Origin of the sequence: Streptomyces smyrnaeus (assembly GCF_017676345.1) — a bacterium.
Lineage (GTDB): Bacteria > Actinomycetota > Actinomycetes > Streptomycetales > Streptomycetaceae > Streptomyces > Streptomyces smyrnaeus.
In genome coordinates, this window is sequence record NZ_JAFFZM010000032.1 from 1 (window position 1) to 16,213 (window position 16,213).

The window sequence follows — 16,213 nt, forward strand, 5'->3', positions numbered from 1 at the left end:
GCGCGGTCTCAGACGTTGAGCGTCGTCTCAGACGTTGACGCCGAAGTCCTGGGCGATGCCCACCAGGCCGGAGGCGTAGCCCTGGCCGACGGCGCGGAACTTCCACTCCGCGCCGTTGCGGTAGAGCTCGCCGAAGACCATGGCGGTCTCGGTGGCGGCGTCCTCGCTCAGGTCGTAGCGGGCGATCTCGGTGCCGCCGGCCTGGTTGATGATGCGGATGAAGGCGTTCCGCACCTGGCCGAAGTTCTGGCTGCGGCTCTCCGCGTCGTAGATCGAGACGGGGAAGACGATCTTGTCGATCTCGGCGGGCAGCGCGGCCAGGTTGACGTTGATCTGCTCGTCGTCGCCCTCGCCCTCGCCCGTGACGTTGTCACCGGTGTGGACGATGGACTGGTCCGGCGTCGCCTTGTTGTTGAAGAAGATGAAGTGCTGGTCGGAGTAGACCTTGCCCTCGGCGGTCACCGCGATGGCGCTCGCGTCGAGGTCGAAGTCCGTGCCGGTGGTCGTGCGCACGTCCCAGCCGAGGCCGACCGTGACGGCGCTCAGGCCCGGTGCCTCCTTGGTGAGCGAGACGTTGCCGCCTTTGGACAGGCTTACAGCCATGGGGTGTGCCCTTCTGTCGTGTCTGGCTCTGGTGTGATCCCCGAGGAAATCACCGGCGTCGGGACGGAACCTCACCGGGGTCCGCGGCCACGCGCCTCACATCCTGCACAACGCAGCCGGGGGACGAGCGGGTTCCAGCTTTCTGCGTCGTCTTTGCTTTCTTTACCTTCTCGGCCGCCCGACTCCTTGCCGCCCGGCACCTCGCGCGTGTCCGGCCACCTCGCGTGCCCGGCCACCTTGAGGGCGCCCGGCCACCCCGCGGGCGCCCGGCCACTACGAGGGCGTCCGGAAAAGCGGATGACGGCGGCGGCCTGAGGCCGGACCATGGAACCCATGTCCGGTCCCTACTACATCCGAGGCGCGGTCGCCCTGCCCGAGGCCGAGCTGACGTGGCGTTTCACCCGCTCGTCGGGGCCGGGCGGCCAGCATGTGAACACCAGCGACAGCCAGGCCGAGCTGCGCTTCGATCTGGGGCGCACCGAGGCGCTGCCCGAGGTGTGGAAGAGCCGTGCGCTGGACCGGTTGGCGACCCGGTTGGTGGACGGCACCGTGCTGGTCGTACGGGCGAGTGAGCACCGGTCGCAGTGGCGCAACCGGGAGACGGCGGCGGTGCGGATGGCCTCGCTGCTCGCGGAGGCGACGGCACCCCCGCCCCCGCCGCGGCGCAAGAAGAAGGTGCCCCGGGGGATCAATGAGCGCAGGCTGCGCCAGAAGAAGCAGCGCAGTGAGGTGAAGCGGGGCCGCACCGGACGCGGCTGGGACTGACGGTCGGGCCGACACCGACACCGGCGCCGACACCCCCGCTCGCCCGGGCCGCCCCCTCCCTCCCGGTCCCCCGGCACGGGTCAGCGTATGGACCGGTACCGACCGCTGTAGTAGAGCAGTGGCCCGCTCTCGCCGTGGGTGAGCCGGGTGGCCAGGACGCGCCCGACGACCAGGGTGTGGTCGCCTGCCGTCACCCGCTGTTCGGTACGGCACTCGACGGCGGCCAGCGCGCCGTCCACCAGGGGTGCGCCGCTGACGTCGCCGCGGGTGTGGGGGAGCTCCTGGAAGAGGAGCCGGTCGCTGAGCCGCGCCTTCATTGCGAAGCGACCGGCGGTCTTGTTCTGGGCCTCCGTGAGCAGGGAGACCGCCCAGTGGTCCTGGCGGGAGAGCAGCTCGTCCATCCGGGAGCCCTCGCGCACGCTGATCAGGACCAGCGGCGGGTCGAGCGAGACGGACAGGAACGCGGTGGCCGTCATGCCGACGTCCTCACCGCGCGCTCCCTCTTCGGGATCGTGCGCGGTGACAAGCACGACGCCGGCCGCCAGTCGCGCCATGGCCGCGCGGAACTCCTCGTCACTCACCCCATAAGCATGGGGCATCAGGTGGGCCTGGGGCACGGGGGTCGTTTGCTGCTGCACTGCGTGGGACACGTTGGCTACGCTAACCGTCGCTTTCCTGGGGCCGCATCGGACTCGGGGACCAGGTGGGGACTAGGACCATCGACGCCGTACCGGGCGGCTGCGGGACCCCGCGCACGAGCCGTGGTCACGGCTCCCGCCCGAGGCCAGGAGGGTGTGGGTGGCGGGTACCCGTAATGGCCCGGGGCACACGTTGCGCAATCAACTAATCGCGGACTGTTGTGACTTGAGTCACAGAGAGCATTAATTGTTGACCCTGTGTACCGGGTGAACAGCTCGCTGTGATTCAGTGGCCGTAGCAGCCGAAAACCCAGCCGAGACGCTGAGGCAGTGAGGCCCGGAAGCGACGCCACGAGCACCTGGAGTTGACGACAAGGCTCAGGGGGGAGGGCTATGGAAACCGAGTCGGAGCCCTATGTCCGCCTCGCCAGTCTGCGCCAGCTGCACCGCGTCGTGGCGCAGCTCAACACCGCCCGCAGCCTCGCCGACACCCTGCAGACGGTCGCCGACGGAGTGGTCGAGGGCCTCGGCTTCGAGATAGCGGCGGTCAATCTGGTGCGAGCCGACGGCGATCTCGTCGTGGCGGCGGTCGCCGGCAGTGCCGCCGCCGAGGCGATGATGGCGGGCCGGGTCGGCTCGCGCGCCTCCTGGGAGCGCCGACTGTCGATGGGGGAGCGGTGGGGGGAGCTCCACTTCATCCCGTACACCGAGGGCTGGGTGCTGGACGACGACGATGTGCCGCAGTGGCACGCCCCCTCCCCGGTGCGGGAGATCCCGGACGCCTGGCACCCCATGGACCGCCTCTTCGCGCCCCTGTACGCCTCCGACCGCGAGCTGCTGGGCGTCCTGTCCGTCGACCGGCCGCGCAACGGCCGCCGCCCCGGCGCGTGGGGCTGTGAGGCGCTGCAGATGTACGCCTCGCAGGCCGCCATCGCCATCAGCAACGCCCGGCTGCGCTCCAACATGCAGCGGGCGCTGGTGCGGCTGGAGCGCGAGCAGCAGGCGCTGCGGGCCAGCGAGGAGAGCTTCAGGCAGGCGTTCGAGTACGCGCCCAGCGGGATGGCCGTCGCGGAGATGGGCGGGGACCAGCACGGGCGGCTGCTGCGGATCAACGACGCGCTGTGCCGGCTGCTGGGCCGCCCCGCCGCCGCGATGCGCCGCTACTCCTTCTCCGATCTGGTGCACCCCGAGGACATCCGCACACTGCTGCGCACCTCGGCCGAGGGCGGCCGGGCCGAGCTGCGGCTGGCGCGGCGCGACGGCAGCTACGTCTGGGTCTCGCTGCGCAACTCCGTGGTGGCCGACACCGCCGACGGGCCGCGCTATCTGCTCACCCACGTCGAGGACATCGAGGAGCGCAAGCGGCACGAGCTCCAGCTCGCGCACCGCGCCAGCCACGACTCGCTGACGGGGCTGCCCAACAGCGCCGAGCTGCGGGCCCGGCTGAGCAGCAGGCTGTGTGCGAGGCCGGACCGGCCGGTGGCCCCGGCCGGTGCCGTGCCGGGTGCCGACCCGTCCGCCGGCTACGCGGGCGGCGGGTACGGCCACGCCTACGGGCACGGGGACGGCTTCTGGGACGTGGAGGGTCTCGGCGAGAGGGGCGGGATATCCGGCGCCGGGACGGAACCCGGCACCGGGCTCGCGACGCCTCCCGGGGGCGGCGAGCAGAGCACGGGGGCGTACGGGCCGGTGCCCGTGTCCGGCGGTCCGTCCGGCTCCCCGGGCAGCACCGGATTCGGCGGTTACGGCGGCTACGGCGGGGACGGTGGCGCGGACCCGCACCATGTGCACACGGTGCCGCCCAAGGGCGACGGACCCGGCGAGAAGGGCCTCGCCGTGCTCTTCTGCGATCTGGACGGTTTCAAGTCCATCAACGACCGCTACGGCCACCACTGCGGCGACGCGGTACTCATCGAGGTGGCCCGCCGCCTGGAGGCCGGGGTGCGGGACGACGACACGGTCGCCCGGCTGGGCGGCGACGAGTTCGTGGTGCTGGCGGACGGGCTGGGCCCCGCGGAGGCCCAGGATCTGGCCGTACGGCTGCGGAACGCGATCATCCCCCCGATTCAGGTTGACGGGCGCGCGGTGCGGGTAGGCGCCAGCTTCGGCATCGGCTGGGCGGGCTGCGGAATGACGGCCGAAGAGGTGCTGCAATCCGCTGACCAGCGCATGTATGTGGAGAAGCGGTCGCGGTCCAAGGGACAGCGCCGGGCGGGCTAGCACAGCCCGGTTGCGCGGCTGCCGACCGTGCCAAGTGGTTCACCCAGGAGAGGTAGGCTCGCCCGGATACCTGACGCAGTAGGGAGTGAGGGGATGACCGCCGAGAACAACGGCACGGGGGCTGCGCCGGAAGGGGGCGACGAGGACCCGTTCGCGTATCTGTACCGGCAGGAGGGCGGGGCCCAGCAGCCTGCCGCGCCCGGCCAGCAGCCCGGCGTCCCTCGTCGCTCCTTCAACCAGGTCCGTGCCGTCGGTGAGCGGCAGTACGGCTACGGCTACCCGCAGCAGCAACAGCAGCGCACCGGCGGCTACGGCTATCCGCAGCAGGGCTCCGGTTACGCGCAGCAGCAGTCCGGTTACGGTTACCCGCAGCAGCCCCCGCCCCCGCAGCACCAGCCCAGCCCGCACTACGCGGCGCCCGAGACCATGCCCGGCGGACGTGCCGCCGCGCGGCAGCAGGGCGGCCCGGGCGGTAACGGCCGGGGCGGTCGCAACCGGACCGGTCTGCTGGTGGGTGCGATAGCCGTGGTGGCTGCGGTGGTCATCGGCATCGGCGCCGCCATCGTCTTCAACGAGGACGACAGCGCCGACGACCCGCAGGCCAAGGACACCAGCTCGCAGCAGGACAGCCAGGACCAGGGCGACGAGGGCAAGGACGAGAAGGACAACAAGGACAAGCAGCCCGCGTCCAAGAAGCTGCCCAAGGAGGACGCGGCCAGCCTCCGGCTCGGCGGCGGGGCCAAGGCCGCCACCGAGGTGGCGGGCGCCAAGGGGCAGCGGGGCGCCTATGTGGGCGGGATGAACCAGCCGGGCGCCTCGGCGACCTGGCAGCTGAAGGACATCCCCGCCGCCGGCAAGTACACGCTGCATGTCCGCTACGGCGTGCCCGGCAAGGACGCGGACGCCACCCTCACCATCAACGGCAAGCCCGAGAGCCGGCCGCTGCGGATGAAGAACTTCTCCGGAGCCAAGGAAGGCGACTGGGAGCACGGCTGGCAGAACACCTGGTCGAACATCCAGCTCAAGAAGGGCCAGAACTCGATCAAGATCTCCTGCGAGGCCGGCAACAAGTGCGAGGTCAATCTCGACCAGGTCTGGCTGGTCAAGGGCTGGAAAGGCAGCTAGCCGCGCGGGCGCGGGTCCGGGGACCGGCCTCTCAGGGGGTCTCCGCCTTGCGGACCCGCACCGACGGCAGCAGCTGCGCGTAGGTGGCCTCGTCGAACTCGCCGGCCACCGGTGAGCGCACGGTGGCCGCCGACAGGGCCACCGCGCGGGCCAGCCGGTCGGGCCACGGCAGGTCCTCGGCGAGGCCGGACAGCAGGCCGGCGACCGCGGAGTCGCCCGCGCCGGTCGGGTTGCCCGCCAGCCGCTCGGGGACGGCGGCGCTCCAGGCGCCGTCCTGGGCGACCAGCAGCATGCCGTCCGCCCCCAGGGAGGCCGCCACCGCGTGGGCGCCGCGCCGCTGGGCGGCCCGCGCCGCGCGCAGCGGTTCGGCCGTCCCGGTGATTCCGGCGAGCTCCTCGGCGTTGGGTTTGACGATGTCGGGCCGGGCGGCGAGGCCGCGGCGCAGCGGTTCGCCGCTGGTGTCCAGCAGCACGGGGATCCTCGCCGTACGGGCCTCGCGCACGAGTGTGGCGTAGGCGCCGACGGGGACGCCCGGCGGCAGGCTGCCGCACAGTGCGACGGCTGCCGGGCCGCGGCCCAGCAGTTCGCGGTAGACGGTCAGGAAACCGTCCCACTCCTCGGGGGTGATGTGCGGTCCTGGCTCGTTGAGCTGGGTGGTGTCGCCGGTGGTCTCGTCGACGACGCCGACGGTGCGCCGGGTACGCCCGGCGACCTGGACCAGCGCATCGGTGACCCGGGGCGTGCCGCCGCCCGCCGGGCCCTCGGCGCCTTCCTTCCCCGTCTCCGCCTCCGCGTTCGCGGCGAGCAGGGCCCGCAGGACGCGGCCGGTCTCACCGCCGACGAACCCGGTGACGGTCGTGCGGAAGCCGAGCGCGCCGAGCACCCGGGCGACGTTCAGGCCCTTACCGCCGGGCCGCTCGGTCACCTCCCGTACCCGGTGGGAGGCGTGCGGGACGAGGTGGGGCACCCGGTAGGTGAGGTCGAGCGCGGCGTTGAGCGTGACGGTCAGGATCATCTGCGCGCACCACCCTCATCCGTCTTGCGACGGTTCATGACAAACAACCGACGGTTCATGACACACACAACCCACGACGAACGACACTGCAAACGGGACGCGACCGCCTCAGCGATCATGCCGCCCCCAGCCTACGGCCGGGAGGTGCCGTCAGGAACCCGCGCCGGGCGGCCCTTTGGTCCAGCTCAGCGGGTGTACGGGGGCACCACCCAACTGCCCTGCCGCATGACGGCGGTCGGGTTGAACCCCTCGTCCAGCACCACCAGGTCCGCCAGCTTCCCGGGCTCCAGGGAGCCCACGCGGTCGGCCACACCCAGCAGCCGGGCGGGGTTGGTGGACAGTGCCGTGACGGTGTCGTCGACCGACAGCCCGTCGACGGTGACGGCACGCTTGAACGCCTGATCGAGTGTCAGGGTGGAACCGGCGATGGAGCCGCCCTCCACCAGGCGGGCCACGCCGTCCCGCACCTCGACCTCCAGATGGCCCAGCGGGTAGCGGCCGTCGCCCATGCCGGCGGCGCCCATCGCGTCGGTGATGAAGGCGACCCGGTCAGCCCCTGCGGCGTCGAACGCCAGTCGCAGCACGGCGGGGTGGAGATGGGTGCCGTCGTTGATCAGTTCGACGGTGACGCGTTCGTCCTCCAGCAGCGCGGCGATCGGCCCCGGCTGCCGGTGGCCGAGCGGCGGCATGGCGTTGAACAGATGGGTGGCCACCGTCGCACCGGCGTCGACGGCCTGCCGGGTGCTCTCGTAGCTGCCGTCAGTGTGGCCGACGGCTGCGATGACGCCGCTGTCGGCGAGCAGCCGCACCGAGTCCAGACCGCCGGGGCGTTCGGGTGCGAGCGTCATCATCGCCGCTCGGCCGCGCGCCGCGTCCAGGAGCTTGCGTACGTCGCCGGGGTCCGGGTCGCGCAGCAGCGACTCGTCGTGCGCGCCGCGCCGCTCGCAGGAGATGAACGGCCCCTCGAAGTGGATGCCCGCCAGGTCGCCCTGCTCGACCAGTTCGCTCAGCGAGCCCGCCTGCCGGGACAGTTCGTCCAGATCGCCGGTGACCGTGGAGGCCACCATGGTGGTGGTGCCGTGTCTGCGATGGGTGTCGATGACCTTCAGCGACTCCTCGTGGCTGCCCGCCGAGAAGGACGCGCCCCCGCCGCCGTGCACATGGATGTCGACGAACCCGGGCACGATCCAGTGCCCCGTCAGATCGACGGTTTCGGCGTCGGCCCGGGGCGCGCCGGATGTGTCGGCGGTCCTGTCCTCCGCGTCCTGCGCGGAGCCGACGGCGGCGAGGGTGCGGCCCTCGACCGTCAATCCGCCGCTGTCGCGCACCCCTTCGGGCAATACCACCCGGGCACCGGTCAGCACCGTTCGCTTGCTCATCGGCTCGCAACCTCCGCGGAGAGTAGATCCCAGGCCAGAAGCCCTGCGCCCAGGCAGCCCGCGGCGTCCCCGAGGGCCGCGGGCACGATGGTCGGGAGTGGCTGGAAAGTGACCTTCTCGCGCACCGCCTCCCGGAGCGGAACGAAGAGGGTGTCGCCCGCCTCGGCGAGGCCACCGCCGATGATCAGTGTGCGGGGATCGAGCAGGGTAAGTCCCGTGACCAGGCCGGTGGCCAGTGCGTCGATGGCGTCTGCCCACACCCGCTGGGCACGTGGGTCGCCCGCGGCGACGGCCTTGGCGGCGTCGGCCGCCGTCGCCTCGGGGTCGCCGCAGGCTGCCGCCCAGGCGGCGCCGACGGCGGAGGCGGAGGCGAGTCGTTCCAGACAGCCGCGCTGTCCGCAGCCGCAGGGCGGCCCGTCGGGCCGGACGACGATATGGCCGATCTCGCCGGCGCTGCCGTGCGCGCCCGCCTCGACCCGGTCACCGATGCCGATGGCGCCCGCGATGCCGGTGCCCAGCGGCAGGAAGAGGTAGCGGTCCACGCCGTCACCGGCGCCGATGCGCCCCTCCGCGAGCCCGCCGGTGCGCACGTCGTGGCCCAGCGCCACGGGCAGCGGCGGCAGTTGCTCGTCCCGTCCCTGGCCGAGGCGTTCGCGCAGCAGGGCGCGCATGGGGACGTCGCGCCAGCCGAGGTTGGCGGAGAAGACCGCGATGCCGCGCTCCTCGTCGAGGGTGCCGGGGACGGCGACTCCCGCGGCTGACGGCTCGGTGCTGTACCGCGTCAGGCCCACGGCGCGCAGTTCGGCGGCGAAGTCGAGGATTCCGGCCACGACGGCCTCGGGTCCGCGGTCGCGCCCGGTGTCCCGGCGCGCCTTGTACAGCAGCTCGTTGCCGGTGCCGATGAGGGCGGCCTTCATTCCGGTACCGCCCACGTCGAGGGCGATGACGTACTGCACAGGGGGCGAACTCGGCGCGGCGGGTGCGTCGCTCGGCGCGGCGGATGGGCCGGGCACGGTGGAGGTGCCTGGTACGCCGGGTGCGCTGGTGGCCTCGTCACGGGTACTCACGGGCACAGTCTCCCGTGTGAGAGGTCAAAAGGTCTAGTCCACTCCGGTGGCTTCCCGCTCCGGATCACCGAACGGAAGCCAAGCTGATTCCGTACTGGTATCCGGTTCAGGTAGACGCTCGGGCCCTCCTGGGGGAGACTCCGGCCCGTGGGGCCGGGGTCGGTGGTGCCAGGGGGGAACGAGGGCATCAGGATGCTCGTGGCAGGTTCCGAGGTTCGCAGGGCTGAGGGGTATGAGGAAGATGGAACGGCGTCGTTTCCTGGGTATGGCCGCGACGGGAGTGGCCGGTGCGGCCGGAATGACCGCACTGTCCGGCTGCGGCGGCGGCCCCGGGTCGGGAAAGGTGACGCTGAAACTCGTCGCTGCCGACTACGGAACCCCCGGAGGGAACAACAGCTCGAAGATCTACTGGCGGAAACTCGCCGATGAGTTCACCAGGAAGAATCCCGACATCGCCGTCGACGTCACCGTGCACAGCTGGAACGACATCGGCAAGAAGCTCACCGAGATGGTCGACAAAGGCAATCCGCCGGACATCGCCCAGGTCGACTCGTACGCCGACTGGGCAGCCGAAGGGAAGCTCTACAAGGTCAACGAGCTGCTTCCGATACCCGCGCAGGCCGAGTTCCTCGTCTCGCTCGCCGAGGCCGGTGAGGTGCAGCGCGTCCAGTACGGACTGCCGTTCGTCGCCAGCACCCGGGTGCTCTTCTACAACAAGGACCTCTTCAAGAAGGCCGGGCTCGACCCCGACGAGCCGCCGGAGAGCTGGGAGGACCTCAAGTCCGCGGCCCGCGCCCTCAAGTCCGCCGGCGTCAAGATCCCCTACGGCCTGCCGCTCGGCCCCGAGGAGGCACAGGGCGAGGCCCTGATGTGGATGCTCGGCAACGGCGGCTCCTACGTCGACAGCGTCGGCAACTACACCATCAACTCCCCCGAGAACGTCGAGACGTTCCAGTGGCTGCGCGACAACCTCGTCACGCCCGGCTACACCGAGCCCGGCCCGCAGCGCGTCGACCGGCAGAAGATGTTCGAGGCGTTCACCGAGGGCCAGGTGGGCATCCTCAACGGCCACCCCACCCTGATGCAGCAGGCCGACAAGAAGCACCTCTCCTACGGGACCGGAAAGCTGCCCGGCAGCAACGGCCCCGCCGAGGGCACCCTCGGTGTCGCCGACTGGATGATGGCGTTCCGCAAGAACGGTCACCGCGAGGCGTGCGGCAAGTTCCTCGCCTTCGTCTTCGACGAGAAGAACCACTACGCCTTCACCTCCCAGTACGGGCTGCTGCCCGTCACCACCAGCGCGTCCCGGCGGATGCGCAAGGACAAGAAGCAGAAGAAGCTCTGGCCCTTCCTCGACCAGATCGCCGGTGCCGAGTTCTACCCGGTTGGCAAGGTGTCCTGGGCGAGCACCAGCGCGGTCATCAAGAAGACCATCGGCCAGGCGGCTGCCAAGGGCGGCGACCCGAAGGCCGTACTCACCTCGCTGCAGCGCAAGGCGGAGGCCGAGGAGGAGGCGGGGGCCTCCTGACACACCGCGCCCGTACGGTGGAGAGGTGAGCAGTACGGAAGGCGACCCCGAGTCCGTTTCCGAGCCCGTTTCCGAGTCCGATTCCGAGCGTGAGTCCGGTTCCGAGTCCGTTTTCGAGCGCGAGCGCGGTTCGGAGCCCGGTGCCGGGCGCGCGTCGGTCGGTGGTGGGGCGGCGGGGCTCTCGGACGAGGACCGCGCAGTGCTGTCCTTCGCCGCCCGCGGCTGGCCCTCCTCAGGGGAGAAGGAACGCGCCGTCCGGGAGCAGCTCGGAATGTCGCCCGTGCGCTACTACCAGTACCTCAACGCGCTCCTCGACGATCCCCGAGCGAGCGAGTTCGACCCCGTGACGGTCAACCGGCTGCGGCGTATCCGGCAGAGCAACCGGGACCGCACCCACTAGCGGGCGCCCCCGCTCGTTAAGGTGCGGCCATGTCGCTTCCTCCGCTTTCCCCGTCCCCCGAACCGGAGACGGAGGCAGGGCGCGCGGGGCTCGCCGCCCTCCTCGCCGAGCCCGCGCGCGCCGTGCTCGCCTTCGACTTCGACGGGACCCTCGCGCCCATCGTCACCGACCCGCGAGAGGCGCGGGCGCACCCCGAAGCCGTGCCGGCGCTGGCGCGGCTCGCCCCCCGGCTCGCCGGGGTCGCCGTGATCACCGGTCGCCCGGCGGCGGACGCCGTGCGGTACGGCGGCTTCGAGGGCGCCGCCGGACTGGAGGGGCTGACGGTGCTCGGCGCGTACGGGGCCGAACGGTGGGACGCCGCCGATCCGGTCGTACGCGCACCCGAGCCCCCCGCCGGGGTCGCTGCCGTACGGGCCGAACTCCCCGCCGTACTCGCCGAAGCGGGCGCGCCGGAGGGCACCTGGACGGAGGACAAGGGCAGAGCGCTCGCCGTGCACACCCGGCGCGCGGCCTCTCCCGACCAAGCACTCGAACGGCTGCGTGCCCCCCTGTACGCCCTTGCCGAGCGGCATGGGCTCGTGGTGGAGCCCGGGCGCATGGTGCTCGAACTCCGCCCGCCGGGCGCCGACAAGGGCGCCGCACTCGCCGGTTACGTCCGCGAGCGGTCCGCCACCGCCGTCGCCTACGCCGGTGACGACCTCGGCGACCTGAGCGCCTACGCCGCTGTCACGGCGCTCCGCAGCGAGGGGGTGCCGGGGCTGCTGCTCTACAGCGCTCCGGAGACGGACGCGGAGATGGTCCCCCGACTCCGCGCCGAATCGGACCTTCGCGTCCCGGGCCCGGCCGGTCTGGCGGCGTGGCTCCACGCTCTGGCGGACGCGCTGTAGTCCACCGGCTGCGCGACTGCTGTCCCCGTCCAGCCCCGGTGGCTGTCCGCGGCCGGGGACGACCGGGGGCTCAGTCGCGCAGCGCCTCCAGCTGGTCCAGGAGCCAGCGCGTCGGCGGTTGCGAGGTGGCGGTCGCGGCCAGTCGGCGGGAGCGGGCCGCGCGGGTGGCGGGGTCCAGTTCGAGGGCGGTCCGCAAGGCGGCGGCCGTCTCGCGCACGTCGAAGGGGTTCACACAAAGGGCGTCGGGCGCCAGTTCCTCGTACGCCCCGGCCTCCCGGGAGAGCACGAGGGCGCAGCCCTCGTCGGAGACGACGGGGATCTCCTTCGCCACCAGGTTCATTCCGTCGCGGATGGGATTGACCAGAGCGACGTCCGCCATCCGGTAGGCGGCGAGCGACCGCGCGAAGTCGTCCTTCACATGCAGCAGGACCGGCGTCCAGCCAGCGGTGCCGAACTCCTCGTTGATCGCGTCGGCGACCCGGCCGACCTCGGCCGTGTAGTCGCGGTAGACGGTCAGGTCCTGCCGCGACGGATAGGCGAACGCCACATGGACGACGCGTTCGCGCCACTCCGGGTGGTCGGTCAGCAGCCGCCGGTAGGCATACAGGCCGCGGACGATGTTCTTGGACAGCTCGGTCCGGTCCACCCGCACGATCGTCCGGCGAGGGCCTCCGTCCGGCCCCGTACCCACCTGCCCGCGCAGTTGCGCCATCCGTTCGGCGACGTCGTCGCGGTGCGCCCGCTCCCGCAGGAAGTCGCCGTCCGCGCCGAGCGGGTGCACCCCGATCCGGGTGGTGCGGCCCTCGTACGTCACCGTGAGGGGCTCGCCCCCGCCGCCGGCCCCCGGCCGGGAGGTGCCCTGCTCGACCGTCGCCCCGAGCACCCGTTCGCAGCACTCGGTGAACAGCGCGGCCCAGCGCGCGGTCAGGAACGCCGTGCGATCGGCGCCGAGCATGCCGCGCAGCACCTGGGCCGCGATCTCGTCCGGCAGCAGCCGGAAGTAGTCGGCGGGCGCCCACGGGGTGTGCGAGAAGTGGCCGATCCGCAGGTCCGGGCGGCGCTCGCGGAGCATTCCGGGGACGAGCGTGAGGTGGTAGTCCTGCACCAGCACCGTGGCGCCCTGCCCCGCCTCCTGCGCCAGCGCGTCGGCGAAGGCGGCGTTGTACGCCTCGTACTGCGCCCACTGGCGGCCGAAGCCCTGGTCGAAGGAGGGCTCCAGCGGTGTCTGGTACAGCATGTGGTGGGTGAACCACAGCACGGAGTTGGCGATGCCGTGGTAGGCCGCCTCGAAGGTGTCGGCCGGGATGTCGAGCATCCGTACGGACTGCCCGCCGGTCTCCCCGCTGTCCAGGTGACCCCCGGTGCGCCGGGCCGCCTCGCGGTCGCCCTCACCGAGCGCCGCGCACACCCACACCGCGTCCGTTCCGGGGCCGATGGCCGACAGCCCGGAGACGAGCCCGCCACCGCCCCGCTTGGCGGTGAGCGTGCCGTCGTCGTCCAGCGTGTAGGACACGGGCCCGCGGTTCGAGGCGACCAGCACCTGTGCCGCCCCCTCCGGTCCCGGTGCTCCCTGTGATGATGTTGCTCCAGCGACCATGCGGCGAGCCTAACCCCCACCGAAACCGCTCAAAAGTGCGCCCCGAAGGGGCGCGGGGAACTGCGCGACCAACCTGGGGGCACCTCCCGGCCGGAGGCCGGGGGAGGCCCCGCAGTCCGCAAACGACGGCCAGGGGCAGCCCCTGCCCAGGACAAGCAGGGCCCCTACGCTGCTACCCGCTGTCCATATTCCGGCACCGTGCACATTGGAGGGCGCTCCTCCGCGTCCACCAGGTGGCCGCGGGGGACGAAACAGCCGCCCTCGTCCCGTTCGAACTGGGTCAGCGCCGTCCCACCGGACCGGCCCTCGAACACGCTCCGTGCGTCGTGCACCGCCGCGGGGCCGCGGCCTATCCGGCGCTCGGCGGCCGCGTAGATGGCGGTGGCCATCCGGCCGAGCGCCTGCCCGTCCTGGTTGCGGTGCAGCCGCACGCCCACGTCGACCTGGGCCAACGCGTCCAGCCCCACCAGCTCCAGCGCGTCGACCAGCAGCGCCAGCTCCACCCCGTAGCCGACCGGGAAGGGCAGCCGCTCCAGCAGCGAGCGGCGCGCCGCGTACTCGCCGCCGAGCGGCTGGACGAGACCGGCCAGCCGCGGCCAGTGCAGATTGAGCAGTGGACGTGCCACCAGCTCGGTCACCCGGCCGCCGCCTGCCGGGCTGCCGGACAGCGGGCGGTCGTACATCGCCTTGACGAACTGCACGTCCGGCTCCGTCAGCAGGGGTCCGACGATGCCGATGACGAAGTCCGGCGAGAATTCGCGCAGGTCGGCGTCGACGAAGCAGACGATGTCGCCGCTGGTCGCCAGCAGGGAGCGCCACAGCACCTCACCCTTGCCGGGGCGGGTCGGCAGCCTGGGCAGCACCTCGTCCCGGTGGATCACCTTGGCCCCGGCCGCCGCCGCGACCTCGGCGGTGCGGTCGGTCGAGCCCGAGTTCATCACGATCAGCTCGTCCACCAGCGGGGTCCCGGTGTCCAGGTGGGGTGAGGCCAGTTCGCGGCGGATCACCGAGACGATGTCGCCGACGGTGGCCTCCTCGTTGAGCGCCGGCAGCACCACGCTGACGGTGGTGCCGGAGCGGCGCTTGGCCGCCAGCAGCGCCTCCAGCGGCCGGTCTGCGACACGCCAGGAGCGGCGCTGCAGCCATTGGCCCACTTCGTCGAGCACGTGCGCGCCTTCCTGTAGTCGGGCAGAGGCAGGACGGGCGGTGCGGGCCCGGCCCGGGACCGGGGAGGAGGAGCGACGGATTGATCCATCTCGCGGTTCGGACGTCCCTCTCAAGCGTGACCGCCGTCCGTTACAGTCTTGAACAACGCAGGTGACCTCCGCATCTCGGGGTCGCCGCGACAAACGCCCGAGTGGCCCCTGGCCGCCCGGAGCCATAGTGCAGCTCATCCAGAGGGGCAGAGGGAACGGCCCGTTGAAGCCCCGGCAACCATCCCGCGATCCGCGCGTACGCGGACCTCCAGGCGAGACCGCCTCGTGGGGACGGTGCCAATTCCGGCCCGTGACGAGATACGCCACGGGGAAGATGAGGAGAAAGGGCCTCGCCTCCATGGCTGTGCAGACAGTTGCAGCGAACAGCACCGATTCCACCGACGCCACTGACGCGTCCGAAACCGTCTCCCACGATCTCGGCGCCGCCGTCGCCCTCTCCTGCCGGGAGTGCGGGACCCGCACCGAGCTGGGACCCAGTTTCGTGTGTCTGGAGTGTTTCGGCCCGCTGGAAGTCGCCTACGAGCTGCCCACCGGCGACCCGGAGGGGCTGCGCAGGCGCATCGAGGCCGGACCCGCCTCGATGTGGCGCTACGCGCCGCTGCTGCCGGTACCGTCCGACGTCGCCGAGAAGCCGAACCTGAACCCCGGCTTCACCCAGTTGGTGAAGGCCGACCGGCTGGCCGCCGAGCTGGGCGTGACCGGCGGGCTCTACGTCAAGGACGACTCCGGCAACCCCACCCACTCCTTCAAGGACCGCCCGGTCGCCATCGCGTTGGAGGCCGCCCGCGCCTTCGGGTTCACCACCCTCTCCTGCTCCTCGACCGGCAATCTGGCCGGTGCGGTGGGCGCCGCCGCCTCCCGCGCGGGACTGCGCTCCTGTGTGTTCATCCCGGACGGGCTGGAGCAGTCCAAGGTGGTGATGGCGGCGATCTACGGTGGCGACCTCGTCGCGATCGACGGCACCTACGACGATGTGAACCGCTTCTGCTCCGAGCTCATCGGCGACCCGCTGGGCGAGGGCTGGGGCTTCACCAACGTCAACCTGCGGCCCTTCTACGCCGAGGGCTCGAAGTCCCTGGCGTACGAGATCTGCGAGCAGCTCGGCTGGCGGCTGCCCGATCAGCTCGTCATCCCCGTCGCCTCCGGCTGCCAGCTGGTGAAGATCGACAAGGGGCTGCGGGAGCTGATCGAGCTCGGGCTGGTCGAGGACAAGCCGTTCCGCATCTACGCCGCCCAGGCGGAGGGGTGCTCGCCGGTGTCCCGTGCGTACAAGGACGGCACCAGTGCCGTACGCCCGGTCAAGCAGCCCGACACCATCGCCAAGTCCCTGGCCATCGGGGACCCGGCGGACGGGCCGTACGTCATCGACATCTGCCGCCGCACCGGCGGGGCCGTCGAGGACGTCGACGACGCCCAGATCGTCGACGCGATGAAGCTGCTCGCGCGGACCGAGGGGGTGTTCGCGGAGACGGCCGGGGGCGTCACGCTGGGTGTGACCCGCAAGCTGATCGAGTCCGGTGCCATCGACCCGAGCCTCACGACGGTCGTCCTCAACACGGGCGACGGCCTCAAGACCCTCGATGCCGTGGCCCCCACCGCGCGGCCCAGCGCCGTGATCCGCCCCAATCTGGCAGCCTTCCGCGAAGCCGGCCTGGCCTGACCCGAGGGCCGGTGACGACTGGCCGGAGGGTCGGCACGGACTGACCCGAGGCGTCCCGGTCACCGAAGGCGCCTCCCGTTGCCGGAATGCCGAATGCCTCAGACGGCTGAAA

Annotated in this window: 14 protein-coding genes and 1 riboswitch; of the genes, 7 read left to right on the forward strand and 7 right to left on the reverse strand. The window is 71.9% G+C overall.

Features of this window, described 5'->3' with window-relative positions:
* Window positions 1-27: 27 nt before the first annotated feature.
* On the reverse strand, window positions 28-603 hold the full coding sequence (locus JW613_RS32615; RefSeq protein WP_099882293.1) for a TerD family protein: 576 nt from the start codon (window positions 601-603) through the stop codon (window positions 28-30).
* Between the two features lie 324 nt (window positions 604-927).
* On the opposite strand from JW613_RS32615, the gene arfB reads away from it, so the two are divergent.
* Complete coding sequence (arfB, locus tag JW613_RS32620) at window positions 928-1,368, forward strand: alternative ribosome rescue aminoacyl-tRNA hydrolase ArfB (RefSeq protein WP_209214477.1); 441 nt, start codon at window positions 928-930, stop codon at window positions 1,366-1,368.
* 80 nt (window positions 1,369-1,448) lie between these two features.
* Here arfB and JW613_RS32625 read toward each other — a convergent pair whose 3' ends face one another.
* Window positions 1,449-1,967, reverse strand: a complete 519-nt coding sequence (locus tag JW613_RS32625) for a flavin reductase family protein (RefSeq protein ID WP_245226693.1) — start codon at window positions 1,965-1,967, stop codon at window positions 1,449-1,451.
* Window positions 1,968-2,399: 432 nt separating this feature from the next.
* Here JW613_RS32625 and cdgB point away from each other — a divergent pair, with 432 nt between their 5' ends.
* Together cdgB and JW613_RS32635 are read left to right on the forward strand one after the other, a co-directional pair.
* Window positions 2,400-4,226 (forward strand): diguanylate cyclase CdgB, encoded by a 1,827-nt coding sequence (gene cdgB / locus JW613_RS32630; RefSeq protein ID WP_209214478.1) that lies wholly within the window; start codon window positions 2,400-2,402, stop codon window positions 4,224-4,226.
* A 93-nt stretch (window positions 4,227-4,319) separates the two neighbouring features.
* On the forward strand, window positions 4,320-5,351 hold the full coding sequence (locus JW613_RS32635) for a carbohydrate-binding protein (protein ID WP_209214479.1): 1,032 nt from the start codon (window positions 4,320-4,322) through the stop codon (window positions 5,349-5,351).
* A 31-nt stretch (window positions 5,352-5,382) separates the two neighbouring features.
* Here the strand turns inward: JW613_RS32635 and JW613_RS32640 are convergent, their stop codons facing one another.
* From JW613_RS32640 to JW613_RS32650, 3 genes are all read right to left on the reverse strand, one after another.
* Window positions 5,383-6,366 (reverse strand): 1-phosphofructokinase family hexose kinase, encoded by a 984-nt coding sequence (locus JW613_RS32640; RefSeq protein WP_209214480.1) that lies wholly within the window; start codon window positions 6,364-6,366, stop codon window positions 5,383-5,385.
* A 185-nt stretch (window positions 6,367-6,551) separates the two neighbouring features.
* Window positions 6,552-7,745 carry an N-acetylglucosamine-6-phosphate deacetylase gene (nagA, locus tag JW613_RS32645; RefSeq protein WP_209214481.1) on the reverse strand — a complete coding sequence of 398 codons (1,194 nt, stop codon included), beginning with the start codon at window positions 7,743-7,745 and terminating at the stop codon, window positions 6,552-6,554.
* Complete coding sequence (locus tag JW613_RS32650; protein ID WP_209214524.1) at window positions 7,742-8,701, reverse strand: ROK family protein; 960 nt, start codon at window positions 8,699-8,701, stop codon at window positions 7,742-7,744. Before JW613_RS32650 ends, nagA begins: the two co-directional genes overlap by 4 nt.
* Window positions 8,702-9,053: 352 nt before the next feature.
* On the opposite strand from JW613_RS32650, the gene JW613_RS32655 reads away from it, so the two are divergent.
* From JW613_RS32655 to otsB, 3 genes are read left to right on the forward strand one after another with little or no spacing between them, the layout of a single operon-like run.
* Complete coding sequence (locus JW613_RS32655) at window positions 9,054-10,340, forward strand: extracellular solute-binding protein (RefSeq protein ID WP_245226681.1); 1,287 nt, start codon at window positions 9,054-9,056, stop codon at window positions 10,338-10,340.
* A 25-nt stretch (window positions 10,341-10,365) separates the two neighbouring features.
* Window positions 10,366-10,740, forward strand: a complete 375-nt coding sequence (locus JW613_RS36690) for a DUF3263 domain-containing protein (RefSeq protein WP_209214482.1) — start codon at window positions 10,366-10,368, stop codon at window positions 10,738-10,740.
* Between the two features lie 29 nt (window positions 10,741-10,769).
* Complete coding sequence (gene otsB / locus JW613_RS32665; RefSeq protein WP_209214483.1) at window positions 10,770-11,627, forward strand: trehalose-phosphatase; 858 nt, start codon at window positions 10,770-10,772, stop codon at window positions 11,625-11,627.
* A 70-nt stretch (window positions 11,628-11,697) separates the two neighbouring features.
* Here the strand turns inward: otsB and JW613_RS32670 are convergent, their stop codons facing one another.
* Entirely contained in the window at window positions 11,698-13,224 is a 1,527-nt protein-coding gene (locus JW613_RS32670; protein ID WP_209214484.1) for an alpha,alpha-trehalose-phosphate synthase (UDP-forming), read from the reverse strand.
* Window positions 13,225-13,388: 164 nt separating this feature from the next.
* Window positions 13,389-14,390, reverse strand: a complete 1,002-nt coding sequence (locus tag JW613_RS32675) for a glucosyl-3-phosphoglycerate synthase (RefSeq protein ID WP_209214485.1) — start codon at window positions 14,388-14,390, stop codon at window positions 13,389-13,391.
* A gap of 221 nt (window positions 14,391-14,611) precedes the next feature.
* Window positions 14,612-14,761: riboswitch (SAM riboswitch) on the forward strand.
* 17 nt (window positions 14,762-14,778) lie between these two features.
* Between JW613_RS32675 and thrC the strand changes: the two genes are divergently transcribed.
* The gene (gene thrC, locus JW613_RS32680) at window positions 14,779-16,101 is read left to right on the forward strand and encodes a threonine synthase (RefSeq protein ID WP_245226683.1); all 1,323 of its coding nucleotides are present in this window, start codon (window positions 14,779-14,781) and stop codon (window positions 16,099-16,101) included.
* Window positions 16,102-16,213 lie beyond the last annotated feature (112 nt).